This is a genomic window from Alphaproteobacteria bacterium (assembly GCA_041396705.1).
Taxonomy (GTDB): domain Bacteria; phylum Pseudomonadota; class Alphaproteobacteria; order CALKHQ01; family CALKHQ01; genus CALKHQ01.
In genome coordinates this window covers 347,399-366,168 of record JAWKYB010000004.1, presented here as the reverse complement: position 1 = coordinate 366,168, position 18,770 = coordinate 347,399, and the positions used below count along the sequence as shown (strand labels likewise).

General features: G+C 71.3%; 19 protein-coding genes. 10 read left to right on the top strand and 9 right to left on the bottom strand.

Translation table 11 applies throughout. The annotated features are described in order from the left end of the window. Positions 1-830 (bottom strand): polysaccharide deacetylase family protein (locus R3F55_07850; GenBank protein MEZ5667332.1); only part of this gene is annotated, 830 nt, incomplete at its 3' end. A 142-nt stretch (positions 831-972) separates the two neighbouring features. Here R3F55_07850 and R3F55_07845 point away from each other — a divergent pair. Together R3F55_07845 and aac(3)-IV are read left to right on the top strand one after the other, a co-directional pair. Then, positions 973-1,413, top strand: a complete 441-nt coding sequence (locus R3F55_07845; GenBank protein ID MEZ5667331.1) for a hemerythrin domain-containing protein — start codon at positions 973-975, stop codon at positions 1,411-1,413. Between the two features lie 62 nt (positions 1,414-1,475). Further along, on the top strand, positions 1,476-2,273 hold the full coding sequence (aac(3)-IV, locus tag R3F55_07840; GenBank protein ID MEZ5667330.1) for an AAC(3)-IV family aminoglycoside N-acetyltransferase: 798 nt from the start codon (positions 1,476-1,478) through the stop codon (positions 2,271-2,273). Positions 2,274-2,303: 30 nt separating this feature from the next. On the opposite strand, the gene R3F55_07835 is transcribed toward aac(3)-IV, so the two are convergent. Further along, on the bottom strand, positions 2,304-2,648 hold the full coding sequence (locus R3F55_07835) for a metalloregulator ArsR/SmtB family transcription factor (protein ID MEZ5667329.1): 345 nt from the start codon (positions 2,646-2,648) through the stop codon (positions 2,304-2,306). Positions 2,649-2,659: 11 nt separating this feature from the next. Continuing rightward, positions 2,660-3,340, bottom strand: a complete 681-nt coding sequence (locus R3F55_07830) for a glutathione S-transferase family protein (GenBank protein ID MEZ5667328.1) — start codon at positions 3,338-3,340, stop codon at positions 2,660-2,662. 255 nt (positions 3,341-3,595) lie between these two features. Here R3F55_07830 and R3F55_07825 point away from each other — a divergent pair, with 255 nt between their 5' ends. Further along, positions 3,596-4,705 carry a hypothetical protein gene (locus R3F55_07825; protein ID MEZ5667327.1) on the top strand — a complete coding sequence of 370 codons (1,110 nt, stop codon included), beginning with the start codon at positions 3,596-3,598 and terminating at the stop codon, positions 4,703-4,705. Between the two features lie 2 nt (positions 4,706-4,707). Here R3F55_07825 and R3F55_07820 read toward each other — a convergent pair whose 3' ends face one another. Further along, positions 4,708-5,175: a hypothetical protein gene (locus R3F55_07820; protein MEZ5667326.1), complete on the bottom strand. Its 468-nt coding sequence runs from the start codon at positions 5,173-5,175 to the stop codon at positions 4,708-4,710. Between the two features lie 176 nt (positions 5,176-5,351). Here R3F55_07820 and guaB point away from each other — a divergent pair, with 176 nt between their 5' ends. The 3 genes from guaB to R3F55_07805 all read left to right on the top strand — a co-directional run bounded on the left by guaB (position 5,352) and on the right by R3F55_07805 (position 9,039). Next, positions 5,352-6,809, top strand: coding sequence for an IMP dehydrogenase (gene guaB / locus R3F55_07815; protein MEZ5667325.1), 1,458 nt, complete (start codon positions 5,352-5,354; stop codon positions 6,807-6,809). Further along, positions 6,806-8,059, top strand: a complete 1,254-nt coding sequence (locus R3F55_07810; GenBank protein ID MEZ5667324.1) for an rRNA cytosine-C5-methylase — start codon at positions 6,806-6,808, stop codon at positions 8,057-8,059. The genes guaB and R3F55_07810 overlap by 4 nt, the downstream gene beginning before the upstream one ends. A gap of 434 nt (positions 8,060-8,493) precedes the next feature. Continuing rightward, complete coding sequence (locus R3F55_07805; GenBank protein ID MEZ5667323.1) at positions 8,494-9,039, top strand: hypothetical protein; 546 nt, start codon at positions 8,494-8,496, stop codon at positions 9,037-9,039. Positions 9,040-9,088: 49 nt separating this feature from the next. Here the strand turns inward: R3F55_07805 and R3F55_07800 are convergent, their stop codons facing one another. From R3F55_07800 to R3F55_07790, 3 genes are read right to left on the bottom strand one after another with little or no spacing between them, the layout of a single operon-like run. Then, positions 9,089-10,087 (bottom strand): CapA family protein, encoded by a 999-nt coding sequence (locus tag R3F55_07800; protein MEZ5667322.1) that lies wholly within the window; start codon positions 10,085-10,087, stop codon positions 9,089-9,091. A 5-nt stretch (positions 10,088-10,092) separates the two neighbouring features. After that, positions 10,093-10,713, bottom strand: a complete 621-nt coding sequence (locus R3F55_07795; GenBank protein ID MEZ5667321.1) for a pyridoxamine 5'-phosphate oxidase family protein — start codon at positions 10,711-10,713, stop codon at positions 10,093-10,095. Between the two features lie 4 nt (positions 10,714-10,717). Beyond that, positions 10,718-11,164 (bottom strand): hypothetical protein, encoded by a 447-nt coding sequence (locus R3F55_07790; GenBank protein ID MEZ5667320.1) that lies wholly within the window; start codon positions 11,162-11,164, stop codon positions 10,718-10,720. Positions 11,165-11,448: 284 nt separating this feature from the next. Between R3F55_07790 and R3F55_07785 the strand changes: the two genes are divergently transcribed. After that, the gene (locus R3F55_07785) at positions 11,449-12,282 is read left to right on the top strand and encodes a hypothetical protein (GenBank protein ID MEZ5667319.1); all 834 of its coding nucleotides are present in this window, start codon (positions 11,449-11,451) and stop codon (positions 12,280-12,282) included. 23 nt (positions 12,283-12,305) lie between these two features. On the opposite strand, the gene R3F55_07780 is transcribed toward R3F55_07785, so the two are convergent. Continuing rightward, positions 12,306-13,445: a phage tail sheath subtilisin-like domain-containing protein gene (locus tag R3F55_07780; protein ID MEZ5667318.1), complete on the bottom strand. Its 1,140-nt coding sequence runs from the start codon at positions 13,443-13,445 to the stop codon at positions 12,306-12,308. Positions 13,446-13,580: 135 nt separating this feature from the next. Continuing rightward, a complete protein-coding gene (locus tag R3F55_07775) occupies positions 13,581-15,056 on the bottom strand; it encodes a Do family serine endopeptidase (protein ID MEZ5667317.1) in 1,476 nt (491 codons plus the stop codon). Positions 15,057-15,492: 436 nt separating this feature from the next. On the opposite strand from R3F55_07775, the gene R3F55_07770 reads away from it, so the two are divergent. The 3 genes from R3F55_07770 to R3F55_07760 are packed head-to-tail and all read left to right on the top strand — an operon-like array spanning position 15,493 to position 18,594. Further along, the gene (locus R3F55_07770; protein ID MEZ5667316.1) at positions 15,493-16,713 is read left to right on the top strand and encodes an NEW3 domain-containing protein; all 1,221 of its coding nucleotides are present in this window, start codon (positions 15,493-15,495) and stop codon (positions 16,711-16,713) included. Further along, positions 16,710-17,651: an ABC transporter ATP-binding protein gene (locus tag R3F55_07765; protein MEZ5667315.1), complete on the top strand. Its 942-nt coding sequence runs from the start codon at positions 16,710-16,712 to the stop codon at positions 17,649-17,651. Before R3F55_07770 ends, R3F55_07765 begins: the two co-directional genes overlap by 4 nt. Beyond that, positions 17,635-18,594, top strand: coding sequence for an ABC transporter permease (locus tag R3F55_07760; GenBank protein ID MEZ5667314.1), 960 nt, complete (start codon positions 17,635-17,637; stop codon positions 18,592-18,594). Before R3F55_07765 ends, R3F55_07760 begins: the two co-directional genes overlap by 17 nt. The last annotated feature ends 176 nt before the right edge of the window (positions 18,595-18,770 follow it).

Below are 18,770 nucleotides of genomic sequence, written 5' to 3'. Positions count from 1 at the left end.
GGCTCGAGGCCCAGCTCGGCAGCCCAGGCCCTGGTCGCGCCGCTCAGGAACAGCGCATATTCGTCGGTGCGGATGTGGGCGAAGGCGGGCTCGATCACCTCGAAGTCGCCGGGCGCATTGAAGTGCAGCGACAGGAAGGTCAGGCCGGCGCCAATGCCGTCGAACATGGCGCGATAGGCGGTGACGGCGTCGGCCGTGCGGTCCCACGGCGTTTCCGGCACCGAATCGAACAGGTCGAAACCGGCCGCCGCCGCCTCGTCGCGCACCGCGTCGTAGGGCGCGCGGCTGAGCGGGCCGGAATAGCCGGTCGGGTTGTAGGCCATGATGTCGCGCGGCAGCAGGATCGGCAGGCGGAAGCGCCGGCCGAGCCGCAGGTAGATCGCGGCGAACTCCGGACACAGCACCGTGCCCATGTGGGCGTCGAGGTGGGTGACGTCGATACCGGACGCCAGCGCCTGGTCGACCTGCGCGGTCAGCTCGTCTTCGACCGCAGCCGGGTCGGCGTGGGCCCGCACGCTGGGCACGTCGGGCCAGAAGCAGCCGTTGCCGTCGGTCAGGCCGGCCGCCGGCGACACCGCAACGAGCGGCCGCCAGCGATAGCCCTTCTTCTCGCTGGTCAGCGTCAGGTGCACGCCGAGGTCGTAGGCCGGGTCGGCGCCGAACCGGTCGGCCGCCTCCTCGAACCACGGGCATGGCACCATCACGGAGCCGCAAGTGAGCGCGCCCGAGGCCGAAAGCTCGGCAAAGGCCACGTTCGAGCCGTGTGTCATGCCGACGTCGTCCTCGTGGATCACTACCCGCTTCGTCGCCGCACCGTTTTCCGCGTCCATCCGCAGCCCTCCCCCGCATCGCCCAGCCGGCACAGCTTAGCGCGCCGGGTTGCCCGTCGTCATCGCGGGAACCGGGGGCGCGGCGGGGCGTTGTTGGCGTGACGCGGGCCGCAGCCGGCCGCGAACACCATGGAGGCAACCGATGGACATCTACAGCCGCATCCGCCAGGACCACGAACGGCAGCGCGAGCTTGCCGCCCAGCTGGCCGATACGCACGGCGACAGCCCCGACCGCAAGCGCCTGTTCGACAGTCTGGCCGGAGAGATCGAGGCGCACGCCAACGCCGAGGAACAGACCTTCTATGCGTCGCTGATCGCGATCCCCGAAGGCCAGGAGCAGGCCCGGCACAGCGTCAGCGAGCACAAGGAGGCGGCCGACCTGCTGGAGGAACTGCAGGGCATGGACATGAGCGCGGGCGGCTGGCTGGTGAAGTTCCGCAAGCTCAAGGACGAGCTGGAGCATCACATGGACGAGGAGGAGTCCGAGGTGTTCCGCCTGGCCCGCAACCTGATCGACGAGGACGAGGCGGCCAGGCTGGGCGCCGACTTCGACCGCCGCAAGGCCAACGAACTGGCGGCGTGATCGCCGCCGTCGCGGCCGCCGCCGGCATTGCGCGCCGCACCGCCGGCTGCTAACCGCGGGCCATGAGTGTGGAGAGCGAACGCCGCCGGCCGCTGGCGCAGGCCGCGATCGTCGACCAGCTGCGCGCGCTGGGCGTGCGGTCGGGCGGCGTGCTGCTGGTCCACACGTCGTTCCGCGCGACCGGGCCGGTCGAAGGCGGACCCGCCGGCCTGATCGCGGCCCTGCGCCATGCGCTGGGGCCCGACGGCACGCTCGTCATGCCGGCCTGGTCGGGCGACGACGACGCGCCGTTCGACCCCGCGAACGCGCCCGTGGCGGCCGACCTCGGCATCGTCGCCGCCACCTTCCGCCGCGCGCCGGGGGTGGTGCGCTCGGACCATCCGTTCGCCTTCGCCGCCGCCGGCCCACGGGCGCGGTTCATTGTCGGCGGCCCGATGCCGCTGCCGCCGCATGCGCCGGGAAGCCCGGTCGGCAAGGTCCATGCCTGCGACGGCCAGGTGCTGCTGCTGGGTGTCGGCCACGACGCGAACACCAGCCTGCATCTGGCCGAGCTGGTCGCCGGCGCGCCCTATCGCGCGGCCAAGCACGTCACGGTACTGCGCAACGGCCGCCCGGCGCGCATCGACTATGCCGAGAACGACCATTGCTGTGCCCGCTTCGCGCTTGCCGACGACTGGCTGCGCGCGGCGGGCCTGCAGTCGGAAGGGCCGGTCGGCCATGGGCATGCCCGCCTGATGGCCAGCCGGGACCTGGTCGCCGTGGCGGGCGCGCGGCTGGCCGCCGATCCCCTTGTCTTCCTGCACCCGCAGACGGCGGACTGCGCCGAATGCGACGCGGCACGGGCGAGCCTGCTGCACTGACCCCGGCGCAAGCCATGTGTGCCGGGTCGCTCAGCGGCTGCCTTGCCCCGTGTCCCGCTCCTGCACCGCCGGCACCGCTCCCAGCCTGTCGAAGCGGGATTCCCATTCGGCGCGGCGGGCGGCGACCCAATCCTGCACAGCCGACATCCCGCCGGACCGCAGGCTGTAGGTGCGGACGCGCCCGCTCTTGCGCGAGCCGACCAGCCCGCCCGCCTCCAGCACCTTCAGGTGCTTCAGCACCGACGGCATCGCCATCGCCAGCGGCTCGGCCAGTTCGCTGACGGTGGCCGGGCCGCGGCTGAGCCTGTCGACCATGCCGAGGCGCGTCGGGTCCGCCAGCGCGTGAAACACCCGGTGCAGGGGCTGCGGCTGCATCGGTCCGTCCCCTAGCCGTCGCGGAACCGCGCCGGCATCGCGTCGCGCATCGGAAAGAAACGGAAGTACGGCCGCGCCTCGGCGATGGTGCGCGCCACCGACGGCCGCGCGACCAGCCGCTCGAAATAGCCCGCCAGCGCCGCATGCTCGGCGGCGAACGGCTCGACGATGCCGGCATAGAACAGCGCCGGCGCGGCCGCGCAGTCGGCCATCGTGAACGCCGCCCCCGCCGCCCACTGCCGCGAGTCCAGCCCGGCCTCGATCGCCGCATAGGCGCTGCGCAACGTCGCCCGCGCCTCCTCGACTCCCGCCGGATCGCCCTGCCCGTCCGCCCGCAGCCGGTCGCCGACGATCTTCTGCATCGGCACGTTGACGTAGAGGTCGAAGATGCGGTCCCACAGCCGCACCTCCAGCGCCTCGTCGGGGTCGGCCGGCAGCAGCGCGACCGGTCCTGGCCAGTTCTGCGCGAGATACTCGACGATGATGCTGGTCTCCGGCAGCGTCCGGTCGCGGGCCGCGTCGCGCAGCACCGGTATCTTGCCCAGCGGGGCGAGGGCGAAGAACTCGGCACGCGAATCCGGGTCGCCATAGTCGACGATCCGGCTGTCGAACGGTGTCCCGTTCTCGTGGAGCGCGATCAGCACCTTCCAGGCAAACGAGGCCAGCGGGTGGTGATAGAGCACGAGCGACATCGCGAGCGCCTCCGGGCCGCGCCGGCCCCGCTCTTGCGGATCGCCGGCATTTTCTTATCCAGGCAGGTAACTATCATCGTGGGCGACGTCTCGTCAGAGAATAGTTGCACAATCGGCTAACCGACAGAGGGCGCGGCTTCGTCGGCGCTTGCCGGAACCGGTGTGGACGGCTGGGCGCACGCGACCGACCGGCTTAGGATCGCCTGCCCACGCGACGGCGCCGCGCTGTTCGCGCGCAGGTAAGGACGGCCAGCGATGCACCGAAGGACATTCCTGCGCGGCGTGGGCGGCGCGGCGGCGGCGATCGTGCCGGGCGCCCGGTCGCGCGCGGACGAGGCTCGGCCGTTCCGGCTCGGCGTCACCCGCTGGCCGCCGGACCTGACGCTGGCAGCGGTGGCGGCGGTCGACGGCTTCGTCGCGCGCGACTGCGACATGGCGGCGCCGATGCTGTATGGCGGCGTGCCGTGGACCGAGGCGGCAAGCGGTGCGCCCTTCGCCGAAGGTCTGCGCGTCGAGCTCGCCTATCGGCCGCCCGCCGGTCACAAGCTGCTGCTGTCGCTGGGCCCACTCGACCTGCTGCGGCGCGGCATGGCGCCCTATTGGGGCGAACGCGAGAACATGCCGGTCCCGCCGCAATTCGCCGGCCGCAGCCTCGACGATCCGCAGGTGATGGCGTCGTTCGCCGCCTTCGCGCTGCGCGCCTGCGAGGCGATGCGGCCCGACTGGCTGGCGATCGGCATCGAGCTCAACGCCCTGCTGTCCAACGCCCCGCAGGCCTGGCCGGCGCTCAAGGCGCTGTACCGTCACGGCTATGCCGCGCTCAAGGCGCGCTTCCCCGACCTGCCGGTCTGCTTCACCATCGAGGCGCAGCACTATCTCGGCAACGCCGACGGCGCCGACCACCCGACCCAGCGGCGCGAGCTGCTGGACCTGCTGCAGCACAGCGACCTCGTCGCGTTCAGCATCTATCCGCACATGAGCTGGGCGACGCCGCGGCCGCTGCCGGACGGCTATTTCGACTTCGCGGCCGAACTGGCCGACGCGGCCGGCGGCAAGCCGGTCGCCGTCACCGAGAGCGGCTATACCTCGCGCAACGTGATGATCGGCGCGATCCCGCTGTTCGGCTCGCCGGAGGAGCAGGAACGCCATGTCGACCTGCTGCTCGCCGCTGCCCGGCGCGACCGCTATGCCTTCGTCGTCAACTTCGCCAGCCACGACTTCGAGCCGCTGACCGCGCGCCTGCCGCCCGCGGCGCAAACCCTGGCGCGCATCTGGACCTATACCGGGCTGAAGCGCAGCGACGGCGCCGACAAGCCGGCGATGACGCCGTGGCGGCGCCATCTGGCGGTGCCGGCGGAACGCTAGCCTCAGGGAAGGTCGGCAGAGCCGTAGAAGCAGTCGACCGCCGCCTGCGTCGCCACGGTGGCGAAGGCGATGCGGCCGTCCTGGTGCCAGAACACCACGCTGTCCGGCACCACCAGCAGCGCGCCGTCGGCGATGCCTTCGACCGTGACGCTGTTGCTCTGCCGGGTTCCGAGCAGGTTGGGCATGGTGCCGCCGGCGGTGATCGCCAGGCTGACCGTGTAGCCGCCGGACCGGTTCTTGACGATCGACAGCGTGCCGGTGCCGGACCGGGTGACCGGATCGTTGACCATCAGCCGCACCGGCGCCCCGGCCAGCGGCAGCGCCAGCCAGTCTTCCAGCGCCGGTCCGGCCGTCGCCGGCGCGTCGCCGGTGCACAGCGCATAGCTTGCGGCGCGACCGTCGCCGGCCGCCAGCGCCGCGGCCGCCGCCGCCGCGGCGACCAGACCCGCGAACCCGAGAAACCGTCCCATGCTCGCCTCCATCTTGCGTGCCATGAACGGCATGTCGGGGGCGGCGCGGCGCGCTTCAACCGTCCCGGGCGCATGGTCGCAGGCGCGGCACGCGCCCCGCGGCCGCCTGCCCCTTGTCCCGACTCGCCCGGGGGGTATAGTCCCCGGCCACCCATCCGATACACGCGAGGCCGGCGATGCAGATCCGTGAGGCGTTGACCTTTGACGACGTTCTGCTCGAGCCGGGGCCGTCGCGCGTGCTGCCCGGCGAGGCCAACACCGCCTCGCGGCTGACCCGCACGGTCAACGTCAACATCCCGCTGATCTCCGCCGCGATGGACACGGTGACCGAGAGCGGGCTGGCGGTCGCGATGGCCCAGGCCGGCGGCATCGGCATCATCCACAAGAACCTGGAGGTGGCGCAGCAGGCCGAGGAGGTGCGCCGGGTCAAGCGGTTCGAGGCCGGCATGGTGGTGAACCCGATCACCATGCTGCCGACCCAGCCGCTGTCCGACGCGCTCGACCTGATGGAGCGGCACCGCATCTCCGGCATCCCCATCGTCGAGCCGTCGGGCAAGCTGGTCGGCATCCTGACCAACCGCGACGTGCGCTTTGCCTCCAACCCGCGCCAGCCGGTCAGCGAGTTGATGACCCGCGACCTGGTCACGGTGCGCGAGGGCGTGTCGTCGGAGGAGGCCAAGCGGCTGCTGCACCGGCACCGGATCGAGAAGCTGCTGGTGGTCGACGATGCCTATCGCTGCATCGGCCTGATGACGGTGAAGGACATCGAGAAGGCGCAGAAATTCCCCGACGCCTGCAAGGACGAGCACGGCCGGCTGCGGGTCGGCGCCGCCACCGGCGTCGGCGACGCCGGGCTGGAGCGGGCCAAGGCGCTGATCGAGGCCGGCGTCGACCTGGTGGTGGTCGATACCGCCCACGGCCACAGCGAGGGCGTGCTGCGCGCGGTCGAGAAGGTGAAGAAGCTCAGCAACTACACCCAGATCATCGCCGGCAACGTCGCCACCGCCGCCGGCGCCAGGGCGCTGATCGAGGCCGGCGCGGACGCGGTCAAGGTCGGCATCGGCCCCGGCTCGATCTGCACCACCCGCGTTGTTGCCGGGGTCGGCGTGCCGCAGCTCACCGCCATCGCCGACGCCCGGCCGGTCTGTGCCGAGGCCGGCGTGCCGCTGATCTCCGACGGCGGCATCAAGTCGTCGGGCGACATCGCCAAGGCGATCGCCGCCGGCGCGGACGCGGTGATGATGGGCTCGATGTTCGCCGGCACCGACGAGGCGCCGGGCGAGGTGTTCCACTTCCAGGGCCGGTCGTACAAGTCTTACCGCGGCATGGGCTCGGTCGGCGCGATGGCGCGCGGCTCCGCCGACCGCTACTTCCAGCAGGAGGTCGGCTCCACCCTGAAGCTGGTGCCCGAGGGCATCGAGGGCCGGGTGCCCTATCGCGGGCCGATCGGCGCCATCATCCACCAGCTGGTCGGCGGGCTGCGCGCCGCGATGGGCTACACCGGCAACGCCACCATCGCCGAGATGCAGGCGAACTGCCGGTTCCTGCGCATCACCAATGCCGGCCTGCGCGAAAGCCACGTGCACGACGTCTCCATCACGCGCGCCGCGCCCAACTACCAGCAGGAGATGTGACCCCGGCCGCCCGCATCGCCGCGCTCGTCGAGATCTTCGACGCGGTGGCCGGCGGCCGGCGGCCGGCCGACGAGATACTGCGCGGCTATCTTCGTACGCGCCGGTTCATCGGCGCCAAGGACCGCCGCGCGATCGGCGACGACCTTTACGCGCTGCTGCGCCGCATCGTCGCCGTCGACCGGCGGCTCGCCGGCCACGCGCCGACCGGGCGGCTGCGGGTGGCGGCATGGCTGGCGGCGCGCGACGGCATCGACGGCCTTGCCGCCGCGTTCAGCGGCGACCGCTATGCGCCGCCGCCGCTGGACGCCGAAGAACGCGCCATCGTCGAGGCCGGCCTGGCGATGCCGCTGCCCGACTGGGCCGAGACCAACCTGCCCGAATGGCTGCGGCCGGCATTCGTGCGCCGCTTCGGCGACGGCTGGCCGGCCGAAGCGCAGGCGCTGAACCGGCCGGCGCCGGTCGACCTGCGCGTCAACCGGCTGAAGGCGAGCCGCGACGAGGCGGCCGCGGCGCTGGCGCGCGCCGGCATTGCCGCGACGCCGACGCCGTGGTCGCCCGACGGCCTGCGCGTCGCCGACCGCTTCGTGCTGGCCGGACTTGCCCCCTACAAAGCCGGCTGGTTCGAGCCGCAGGACGAGGCATCGCAGCTGGTCGCACTGGCCAGCGGGGCCGGGCCGGGCATGACGGCGATCGACCTGTGCGCCGGCGCCGGCGGCAAGACGCTGGCGCTGGCCGCGCTGATGGGCAACGCCGGCCGCCTGGTCGCCTGCGACAGCGAACCGGACCGGCTGGCGCGGCTGGTGCCGCGCGCCGCCGCGCCGGCGCGACGGTCGAACTGGCGGCGCCCGACGATCCGGCGCTGGACGGCAGCGCCGACCTGGTGCTGGTCGACGCGCCCTGCAGCGGCACCGGCATGTGGCGCCGGCAGCCCGACGGCCGGCTGCGCCTGTCGCGGTCCGAGCTCGACCGGCTGGCCGGCGTCCAGGCCGGGCTGCTGCGCCGCGCCGCAGCGCTGGTCCGGCCGGGCGGGCGCATCGTCTATGCCGTCTGCTCCGTGCTGTGCGAGGAAGGTCCGGACAGGATCGCGGCGTTCCTGCCCGAATATCCGGCAATGGGTGCGGTGGCGCCGTCAGAACTGGCGGCCGAAGCCGGGCTCGCCGACCTGCCTGCACAATGCCTGGACAGCAGCGACAGGGGCCTTTGCTTCACGCCGGCCGCCACCGCAACCGACGGCTTCTTCATATCCGTAATGGCGGAAAAAAAATGGGCCGCTGAGAGCGGCCCGAGGTCGAGGGAGGAAACGCCGATAAGGCAATAGCATCAATAAGGCGAAATTATGAATGAAAGGTTAACCAATTTCGCTTTCGTGACGGCCGCGGCGGTAATAATTTCCACTCGGTTTCGACTTGGCTGTTGCGGTGCGGCAACTCGGCGCACCGACGAGTCGCGGCGCGATTAACCGAGGTAAACGGCGCTTTTCCGATGGACCGACTCGATGCCCAAAAGCAGGGCAGGCTTCGAGTCGTCGCAGCCTGCAACTGCAGAGCGCCGGTCGAAATGGTAAATTATTGTGATCGCGCGCCGGCCGCCGGCCGAAAAAAATTCGTCACGCGACTCGCACCCTAGCCCGCCGGACGGCCGCGCGCAACCGAGTCCGGCGAGTCGCCAGCACAGGGAGAGGGCTATGAGGATGCTCCGACCGGCGGCGCTCGCGCTCAGCCTGGCCTGGGCCGCGCCCGCGCTCGGCCAACCCGACGAACCCGCGGCCGGCACGCCCTGCGCCGCCATCACCTGCGACTGCGAGACGATCGAGGCGGGACTGCTGAACCGCGCCTGGCGGGCCGACTGTCGCGCCTGCGAGACGGCTCTCGTCGAGGCGTGCCTCGAGGTCTATGCGCCCGCGCTCTCGGCCTGGGCGGCGATGACCGACGGCGGCTATTGCGCGCAACGCTGTTCGGTGACCGGCGACAACCCCTACCCGCCCGCACCCGACGCTACAGGGAGTGACAGTGGCGCGGCCGGTCTGCCGCAGCCCTTCCCGCTGCATCTGCGCTGCCCGTTCGGCGCCATGCCGGTGACAGAGGAACGGGACGGGCTGACATGGTACGGCTGCCGGACCGACGACGGCACGCCGGTCGGTCCGTGGACCGCGCTCGACGGCCAGGGAAATCCGGTCGAAGAGGTGTTCTACGACGCCGACGGCAACGCCCTGCACCGGCGGTCGTCCTAGATAGACCTCCGATCGGACGGGATCGCCCGATCGGCAGCAAACCGATAGCTCAAAGGTCCAGCATCAGTCGGCCGTCGTGGCGGCGCAGCCTGGCACCGCCGGTGCGGGCGCACAGCCCCTCCATCCGCGCCATCACCCCTGCGGCGGCGACGGAATCGGCGTGGCGGACCGAGCCGGCCCGCAGCATCACCGGCACCATTTCCAGCGCCACCGGGCGCCGGTCGGCGACGCTGACCCGGAACAGGAACGACCACAGGTTCTGATGGCCGGGGAAGCGCCAGTAGTCGCTGATGAAGTCGCCGGTGTCGTACAGGATCAGCCGGCCGCGATAGGCCTCCACCGCCTGGGTGATATGGGCGGAGTGGCCGTGCACGATGTCGACCCCCGCTTCGATCATCCGGTGGGCGAAGGCGCGGAAGCGGGCCGGCGGATGCACGCGGAAATTCGGCCCCCAGTGCAGGCTGAGCACGATCAGGTCGACCCCCTCGTCGCGCAGCGCGGCGACGCGCCGGCCGAACTCGGCGACCGCCGGACGCTCCGGCCCGAACTTGCGGACCAGGGTACCGGACCGGTCCGGTCGGGCGGCGAACTCCGGCACGTTGTCGGTCGCGCCGAGGATGGCGATGCTGAGGCCGCCCGCCTCGAGGCGTGCCGGCCGCTCGGCATCGGCGGCGTCGAGGCCGGCGCCGCAGCGGGCGATGCGTCCGCGCTCCAGGTGGCGCAGCGTGTCGGCCAGCGCCGGCCGGCCGTGATCCAGCATATGGTTGTTGGCCAGGTTGACCGCGCGCACGTTGCCCGCGCGCAGGCAATCGACTGCCCATGGCCGGGCACAGAAATGGAACGCCTTGGTCAGGCCCTTGCGCCAGCGGCGCGGGTGGGTCGAGATCGGGCATTCCAGGTTACCGACCACCGCGGCGCATTCCGCCATCTCCGGCAGCACGTCGCCCCATACCCACTCCGGCGGGTGCTCGTCGAGCACGTAGTTCAGCTCGCGCGCCAGCATCAGGTCGCCGACGAAGCCGAGCCGCATGCCGTCCGCCGGCGCCATCGCGGTCAGGGCACCCGCCAGCGCGCGGCGACCCCGCCGTCGCCGCTGTGCCGATGCGTGCTGCGCCGATGCCCCGCCGGATGCAGCTGGTACACGTCGAGCAGGTCGACGGCGACCACGACGGCCGCGAAATGGCGATAGCCGGGCTCGGCCTCCGCCCCGGTCGGCACGCGGGTATCGAGCCCGGCCGGCAGCCCGCTGCCGGGCGCGGCGATGTCGGCGCCCGGCCCCGGCTCCGCCAGGTGGATCCGGCGGCTGCTCGGCGCCGCATCGTCCCACGCCGCGCGCGCAGCGGCGTCGCCCGCATGCAGCGCGGCCGGCCCTTCGACCCTGACCTGCAGGTCCAGCGTCGGCTCATAGAAAACAAGCGATATCCAATTATTATCGCGCATCTCTGATGCTTTGGACGACCTGAGATCGGTATGGAAGCGCAATCGCCAGGCGCCGCGGTCGGCGGCGCGCAGGATCACGGTGCGCGCCCGCGGCCGGCCGGTGCGGTCGACCGTGGCCAGCACCGGCCGGCGCATGGCGGAAAGGCGGCCGGCGGCGCCGTCGATCAGCGCCGTCCATGCCAGGTCGAGCACCCCGTCGAGCGTTTCGACCGGGCCATCCCGGCCGCCGGTCACGCGGTCAGTCGCCGCCGATGGCGATGTCGCGCCGCGCGGTGGCCAGCGACACCGCGAAACCGGCCATGATGTCGACCAGCGCCATCAGTGTCAGCAGCAGAAAATCGCTTGTGCCGGCCACGTCCCACAACAGGAAGGCCAGCAGGCAGAGCACGAACACGACCATCGACAGCATGTGGTCGACCGCCGAATGGCCGCCGACCCGCAGCGCCTTCAGCAGTTCGACCAGCAGCGCGACGAGGCCGAAGATCAGGATCAGTTGCGAGACCGTCAGCGCCCAGGGTGCCCCGGAGAACAGGTTCACCGTGAACAGCACGGAGGGCAGCGCGGTCGACGAGATCAGCCCGACGACCAGATAGATCAGGGCGACGACCCCCATGAACGGGACGTAGCTGAGCGGAGTCGGCTTGCGGCGCCGGCTGCTATTTCCATCGCCTGCTGGCAGCGGCATGACCATGAGGACCTCTTATGCGGTTGCGGTGTCCTTTTTATGGCGTAACGCCGCCGTTCGCCAGCGGTGCGAACCGTCCGCCGCGCGCAGCCGACCGGCGACCCCGTTCCGGTCACGGGCGGCGACGTCGGAGTCGGAGCACACGAGCGTCGGCGAGACCCGACGACGCAGACCGCGACCGGCTGCGACCCACCCCACGGCGCAGGGCAAGAACGGCCTTGCGCATGGCCGCGGCAGGTCGGAAGTTCGGGCTGCCACAGCCACCTCACGGGACGAGGTATCGCATGCCTTTCGGTAAGAAGACCAAGGAACTGGGACAGGAGGTCGGCACCGAGGCGGTGATGATCGGCGTCAGCCAGGCCGGCGCCGCGCTCGAGGAGGCGACCGGCTTCCCCATCACCCTGCTGCTCGAGGCCGGCTTCACGCTGAAGGAGATCTACGACGCGGCGGAAAAGACCACGCCGATCCCGAACCCACTGCTGCTGCTGCACGGCCACGGCGACGGCGCGTCGCCCGAGACCAGGAAGTACCTGCAGCACCGCAAGTACAAGAAGATGGGCAGCGCGGCATTCAGTTTCGTCGGCACCGGGTTCCAGGTGGCGCAGGACATCGCCGGCTTCGGCGTCGGCGGCGTCGACACCTTCGGGCTGGCCAAGCACGGCCTGTCGGAAGCTTCGACGCTGGCGCACCTCGCCCGCTTCGCCGCGCTGGCCAACCAGGTCAAGCAGAGCACCTATCTGCGCGGGCTGGTGATGGACATGATCAAGGTCAAGGCCGCCAAGGCCGGCATCCGCGGCGGCAAGATCGCCGCCGCGGCGATCCCGAACTCGATCGCCTCCAACGTCGTCTCGGCCGCTGTCGGGCTCGGCGCGGCCGCGACCAGCGTGCTAATCAAGGAACTGGTCAACCGCGTCTCGGTCGAGGTGCACTGGCGCGCCTTCCAGGAACTCAAGGTCGGCAGTGCGTTCGGCGGCGGCTACGGCCCGGCCTGCAAGATGGCGCAGGAACTGATGAACCACATCGTGTCGACCGACTTCGTGCCGACCGGCAAGGTCCGCACCTTCCTGCTGGAGCCGGCCGGCTATCTGGTGATCAAGGACAAGCTGGGCATGCTGTGACGCCGGCCCGTCCGGCCGCGCGCTCAGTCGACCTGCGCGCCGGCGGCCGTCTGGCCGACGCGGATCACGACGAACTCGGCCGACCGCACCGGGGCGAAGCCGACCGCGATGTTGAGCCGGCCGGCCGCGATGTCCGGCCCGGGTGTCGTGGTGTCGGCGCCGCAGCGTACGAAATAGCCTTGTTCCGGCCGGGCACCCTGCAGCGCGCCCTGGCGCCACAGTTGATGCATGAAGGATGAGACGTCGCGCACCACCGCGGCCCACAGCGGCGCGTCGTTCGGTTCGAACACCGCCCAACGCGTGCCGCGGGCGACGGACTGCCCGATCATGATCGCGGTGCGCCTGACCGGCACATAGCGCCAGTCGCTGGCCGCGTCGGCGAGCGTGCGCCCGCCCCAGACCAGGATGTCGGTCCCGATCGCACGGATCGCATTGACCCCGACCGGGTTCAGCACGTCCTGGTCGGCGTCGCCGATCGCCCAGGTCAGGCCGAGCGCCCCGCGGACCATCAGGTTGGCCGGCGTCTGGTGAACGCCGCGGCTGAAGTCGTTGCGGGCGTAAACGCCCGCGACATGGCCCGATGGCGGCTGCTCGACGGTGGCGCCGGTCGCGGCGTCGGCGACCTGCAGCCAGGGCACATAGACCGCGGCGAAGCCGCGCTGCGAGGTACGCGGCCGCAGGCCGTCGCCGTCGCCGAGCGCACGGGTCAGCCGGCCGAGGGGCTCGATGTCCCGCGCCGTATCGAGAATCGCGAACCGGTCGCCGCGCCCCTCGCAATGGGCGATCAGCGCCTCGGTGCCGGCCTTGTCGACATGGCCCGGCGCGGCCACCAGCGCGATATCGTCGATGCCGGCGAGCGGCGCGAGGTCGCCGGGGCCGATCGGACCGGTCGCGCGGGGGCCGCGGTTGACCACGACGCAGCGCCGGCCGCCATTCTCGAAGAAGCCGGCGACCGCGTTGGCCAGTACGTTGCCGGCCGGCCCGCGGCCGAACGTCCCCTGGAAGGCGGCGAGGCTTTCGAGCGGCGTCGGCACGCCAGCGGCGGCGTCCGGATCAGGCGCCAGGCCGAGGAACGCGGCGGTGGTCGTCGCGACCGCCTGGATCGGCCGCACCCCGCTGGGCACCTCCTCGATGTAGACGCCGGGGGTTCGGTAGTCGACCATCGCTGCCTCCGGTTCGCGGCCAGGCAGCCAGCCTATGCCAGGAATCGCCGCGCCGGAACCGCACAGGCGGGCGGAAACGAAACGGGGCGACCCCGGCTGGGATCGCCCCGTCGCTGCGGCCGCGTCGGCCTGACGCTACGACGTCGCAAGCGGCAGCGGGATGAAGCGACGGTCGCCGTCGCGCTCGACCAGCAGCGCCACCATGGCGTCGCCGTCGCGCTCGTGCGCGGCCAGCGCCTCGCTGAAGGCAGCGGCATCGCCGACCGCATGGCCGCCGACCGCGAGGATCACGTCGCCGACCAGCAGGCCGCCGCGCTCCGCGGGCGAGCCCGCTTCGACCACCGTGATGACCACGCCGTCGGTCTCGCCGTGCGCGCCGCGCCAGCCGTAGTCGGCCGCGGACGCCACCGTCAGACCGAGGCGACCCACCGGCTCGCCGACCGCGGGCGTCTCGGCCGTTGCGACCTGGTCGCCGCCGAGCCGGCCGACGGTGATCGACAGTGCGACGGTCTCGCCGTTGCGCAGCACCTCCAGCGGCACCGTGGTGCCGGGCGTGATCGCGCTGACCATGCGCGGCAGGTCGTGCATCTTGTCGACCTTTTCGCCGTTGAAGCCGATGATCAGGTCGCCGGCTTGGATGCCGGCCGCGGCCGCGGGCGAATCCGGCCGCACCTCGGCGACCAGAGCGCCGGTCGGGCTGTCAAGCTCCATCGCCTGGGCCAGCTCGTCGGTGACCGCCTGGATCTGCACGCCGATGAAACCGCGCTCGACCATGCCGGTCGACATCAGCTGCTCGACCACCGGCCGGGCGATCGATTCCGGCACCGCGAAGCCGATGCCGACGCTGCCGCGGCTGGGACTGGCGATGGCGGTGCTGATCGCAACCACCTCGCCGTCGGTGTTGAACACGGGGCCGCCGGAGTTGCCCGGATTGATCGAGGCGTCGAACTGGATGTAGTTGTCGTAGGGGCCGGCATGCAGGTCGCGGCCGGTGGCCGAGACGATGCCCGCCGTCACGGTGCCGCTGAGCCCGAACGGGCCGCCGATCGCCACCACCCAGTTGCCGATCCGGAGCGAATCGCTTTCGCCCCACGCCACCGCAGGGAAGGTCTCGTCGCTGTCGATCTTGACCACCGCGATATCGGTGCTGGGATCGGTCCCGATCAGCGTCGCGTCGTAGCTCTGCCCGTCGTGCAGCGTCACCGTGATGCTGTCGGCATTCTCGATCACGTGGTTGTTGGTGACCAGATAGCCGCGCGGATCGATGATGAAGCCCGAGCCGAGGCCCTGGATCTGCTGGCCCGGATCGTCCTGGCCGGGGCCGAAGCCCGGCCCGCCGGGACCGCCTGGCCCGAACGGACCGAACGGCCCGAACGGATTGAACGGGTTGGGGCCGAACGGATTGGGCCCGCGGCCGGGCATCTGCTGCGACATGCCGGGCTGATGGCCTTCGATCGAGACGGTGACGACCGACGGCAGCACCTGCTGCACCATGTCTGCGAAGTCCGGGCCGATCGCCTGCGCATTGGCGGCGTTCAGGGGCCCGAGCAGGGCGAGCGCCGCCACGGCCGGCACCCCGGCTCGACAGACGTCGAGGCTTAGAGAGCGCATTGATGATTGCTCCTCGATTGGGTTCGAACTGAACCGACCGGTGGCACCGCCGGGACGCGGCGGCACCCCGTGCCGTGGTCGCAGACCGGGCCGGCGCGTGCCGGGCCGTGCGTGACACACAGGGCGCGAGCGCGCCCATCGGCTGTTCCCTGCGGCCGATATGGGTATCCGCGCGCTGCCGAAAAATCGCCGCGCCCCTGCCACAAAGCGAAAATCACAATCCCGCCACAATCTGCGTGGCCGCGGAACGGCGCCAGGCCGCGAAACGCCGCCAATTCGCGGGTTGGCAATGTGGAATCGATGTCCGCGCACTAACGCCGAGTTAATACTGGTGCCAGATTCCTGCCACAATCCGGGCCACAATCCGGCGCCGCTGCCGGTGAACTGACCGACAGCCCCTTCAAACTCAGACAACATGATGCAGGGGTCTTGACCCATGGTCCTGCGCTTTCGCGTCGCCGCCGCCGTGTGCGGGGCGACGATCGCTGCCGCCTTGCTCTTCGCAACGCCGCACTTCACCCTCGCCGCGACCGGTACCCAGGCCGACGGGGCCGAACTGCAGGACGTCCAGGGTCCGCCGGGACTGTGGCTCACCACCCCCTACCCCATGCTCGGCGGCCAGGCCGGCGGCGACATCAGCATCGACCTGACCCTGGCCAACCAGGGGCTCGAACCGCAACGGGTGGAATTCGATGTCACGGGCCTGCCGGAAGGCTGGCACTGGGAGATCGACGGCGACGGCCGGCCGGTCGGCGCCGCCATCGCCACCGCCGGTCGCCCGGTCGCCCTGTCGCTGAAGCTGACGCCGGCGGCCGACGCGGCGTACCAGGCCTACGACTTCGCCGTCGTCGGCCGCGCCGACGGCCAGACGCTGCGCCTGCCGATTTCGCTGAACCTGACCGAGACCGAGCCCGCGCGGCTGACGCTGACGCCGACCCTGCCCGCGCTGCGCGGCACGGTGCGGTCCACCTTCGACTTCCAGATCAAGGTCACCAACGAGGGCCAGGAGGACACGGTGATCAACCTGGTCTCGCAGGCCGAGCCCGGCTTCGAGGTCACCTTCAAGGAGCGCTACGGCTCGCAGGAGCTGACCAGCCTGCCGCTCGGCGCCGGCCAGTCCAAGGACATGACCGTCAGCGTCAAGCCGGCGCAGGACACGCCGGCCGGCCAGTATCCGGTGATGATCGGCGCCGCCGGCGACGACGCCACCGCCCAGATCCCGCTGATGCTCGACATCACCGGCCACCCGACCCTGTCGCTGTCCGGGCCCGACGGCCGGCTGTCGGGCGATGCCACCGCCGGCGAGGACCGCACCTTCACCTTCGCGCTGACCAACACCGGCACCGCGCCCGCCGAGACGGTGAAAATGGCCGCCAGCCCGCCGCAGGGCTGGAAGGTCAGCTTCGCGCCGGAGGGAATTCCCGCGGTGCAGCCCGGCGAGACCGTCGACGTCGCCGTCACCATGACGCCGTCGAACCAGGCGATCGCCGGCGACTATGTGGTCGCGGTGCGTTCCAACGGCGACGGCACCTCCGACAACGCCAGCTTCCGCGTCACCGTGCGGACCTCGACGATCTGGGGCATCGTCGGCCTGGGCGTGATCGGCGCCGCCGTCGTGGTGCTGGTCATCGCCGTTGCCCGGTATGGCCGGCGATGAACGCGGTCATCCAGACGCAGGGCCTGGTCAAGCGCTACGGCCGGGTCGCTGCGGTCGCCGGCATCGACCTGTCGGTCGACAAGGGCGAGGTGTTCGGTCTGCTCGGGCCCAACGGATCCGGCAAGACCACCACCATCCTGATGCTGCTCGGCCTGACCGAGCCGTCCGCCGGAACCGTGCGCATCCTCGGCCTCGATCCGCTGCGTCAGCCGCTGGCGGTCAAGCGCAGGGTCGGCTACCTGCCGGACCAGGTCGGCTTCTACGATCGGCTGACCGCGACGGAGAACCTGGCCTACTCGGCCCGGCTGGCCGGCGTGCGCCAGGCGGAGGCGAAGCGGCGAATCGACGAGGCGCTGGCGCGTGTGCGGCTCAGCGACGTGGCCGAACGGCGCGTCGGCACCTACTCGCACGGCATGCGCCAGCGCCTCGGCCTCGCCGACGTGCTGGCCAAGCAGGCCGAGATCGCCATCCTCGACGAACCCACCTCCGGCCTCGACCCGCAGTCGACCCAGGAGCTGCTCGACCTGATCGGGCTGCTGTCGCGCGACGGCATGACCATCGTGCTGTCGTCGCACATGCTCAACATCGTGCAGACCATCTGTCACCGGGTGGCCCTGTTCAACAAGGGACGGATCGGGCTGGCCGGTCGCGTCTCCGACCTGACCGCCGGCGTGCTCGGCGGATCCCACGTGGTCGACGTCGATGCCGAAGGCGTCGACCTCGCGGCGCTGCTGGGGGGCGCGCCGCACGTCACCAGCGTCTCTGCCACGCAGGCGGGCCGCTGGCGAATCGACGCCGACGCCGACATACGCGCGGACATTGCCCGTCGCGTTGTCGGCGCCGGTGGCGCCCTGCGCTCGATGGACGTGCGCCACGTGACGCTGGACGCCGTCTATGCCCGCTATTTCGAGGAGCAGGACCATGCCAAGGCGGCGTGAGGGTTCGCCGTTCACCGGACTGGCCACGGTCGCGCTGAAGGAAGCGGCCGACCATATGACCAGCGCGCGCATCCATCTGGTGATGCTGCTGGTGATCCTGACGGCGGTCGGCTCGGTCTATGCGACGATCGGGCAGATCAAGCAGACCATCGGCGAGGACCAGTTCCTGTTCCTGCGGGTGTTCACCACCGCGCAGGACCCGCTGCCGTCCTTCGTCGCCTTCCTCGGCTTCCTGCTGCCGCTGGTGGCGGTCGCGCTCGGCTTCGACGCGATCAACGGGGAATACAACCGCCGCACGCTGTCGCGCGTGCTGTCGCAGCCGATCTACCGCGACGCGCTGCTGGCCGGGAAGTTCCTCGGCAGCCTGATCGTCATCGCGATCTGCCTGGTTACCCTTTGGCTGCTGGTCACCGGCATGGGCATCCTGATGCTGGGCCTGCCGCCCAGCGGCGAGGAGATCGTCCGCGGGCTCGCCTTCCTGCTCGGCGCCTTCGTCTATTCCGGCGTCTGGCTGGCGGTGGCCATGCTGTTCTCGACCCTGTTCCGGGCGCCGGCGACCTCGGCGCTGGCCGCGCTGACGCTGTGGCTGGTGTTCGCGGTGTTCTGGCCGATGCTGGCGCCGCTGATCGCCGGCAGCCTGGTCACCGTCGATCCGTACGACCCGGCCACCGCGGTGGCGGCGGTCGAATGGCAGACCGGCATCGCGCGCATCTCCCCCAACGTGCTGTTCGGCGAGCTGACGCTGGGCCTGCTCAACCCGGCGACCCGGTCGCTCGGCATCGTCTTCGCCAGCCAGATGCACCAGGCGGTGCTCGGCGCACCGCTGCCGGTGTCGCAGAGCCTGCTGCTGGTCTGGCCGCATCTGGCCGGAATGGTCGCCGGCCTACTGGTGCTGTTCGCCATCGCCTATGTGGCGTTCCAGCGCCAGGAAATCAGGGCCTGACGACCCGAAGCGGCGCCCGCCCCGCTCGGCGCGGGCGCCGCATCCTTCCGTCCTACCCGCCGCCGCCGCGACCGGCGGACGCCCGGCGCATGCGATGGCACTTGCGCCGGCCCAGCGGCAAGGGCACGCTGGCCATTCGCGAAACCCGGCGGTACAGCCGGGAGGCCACACAGGAC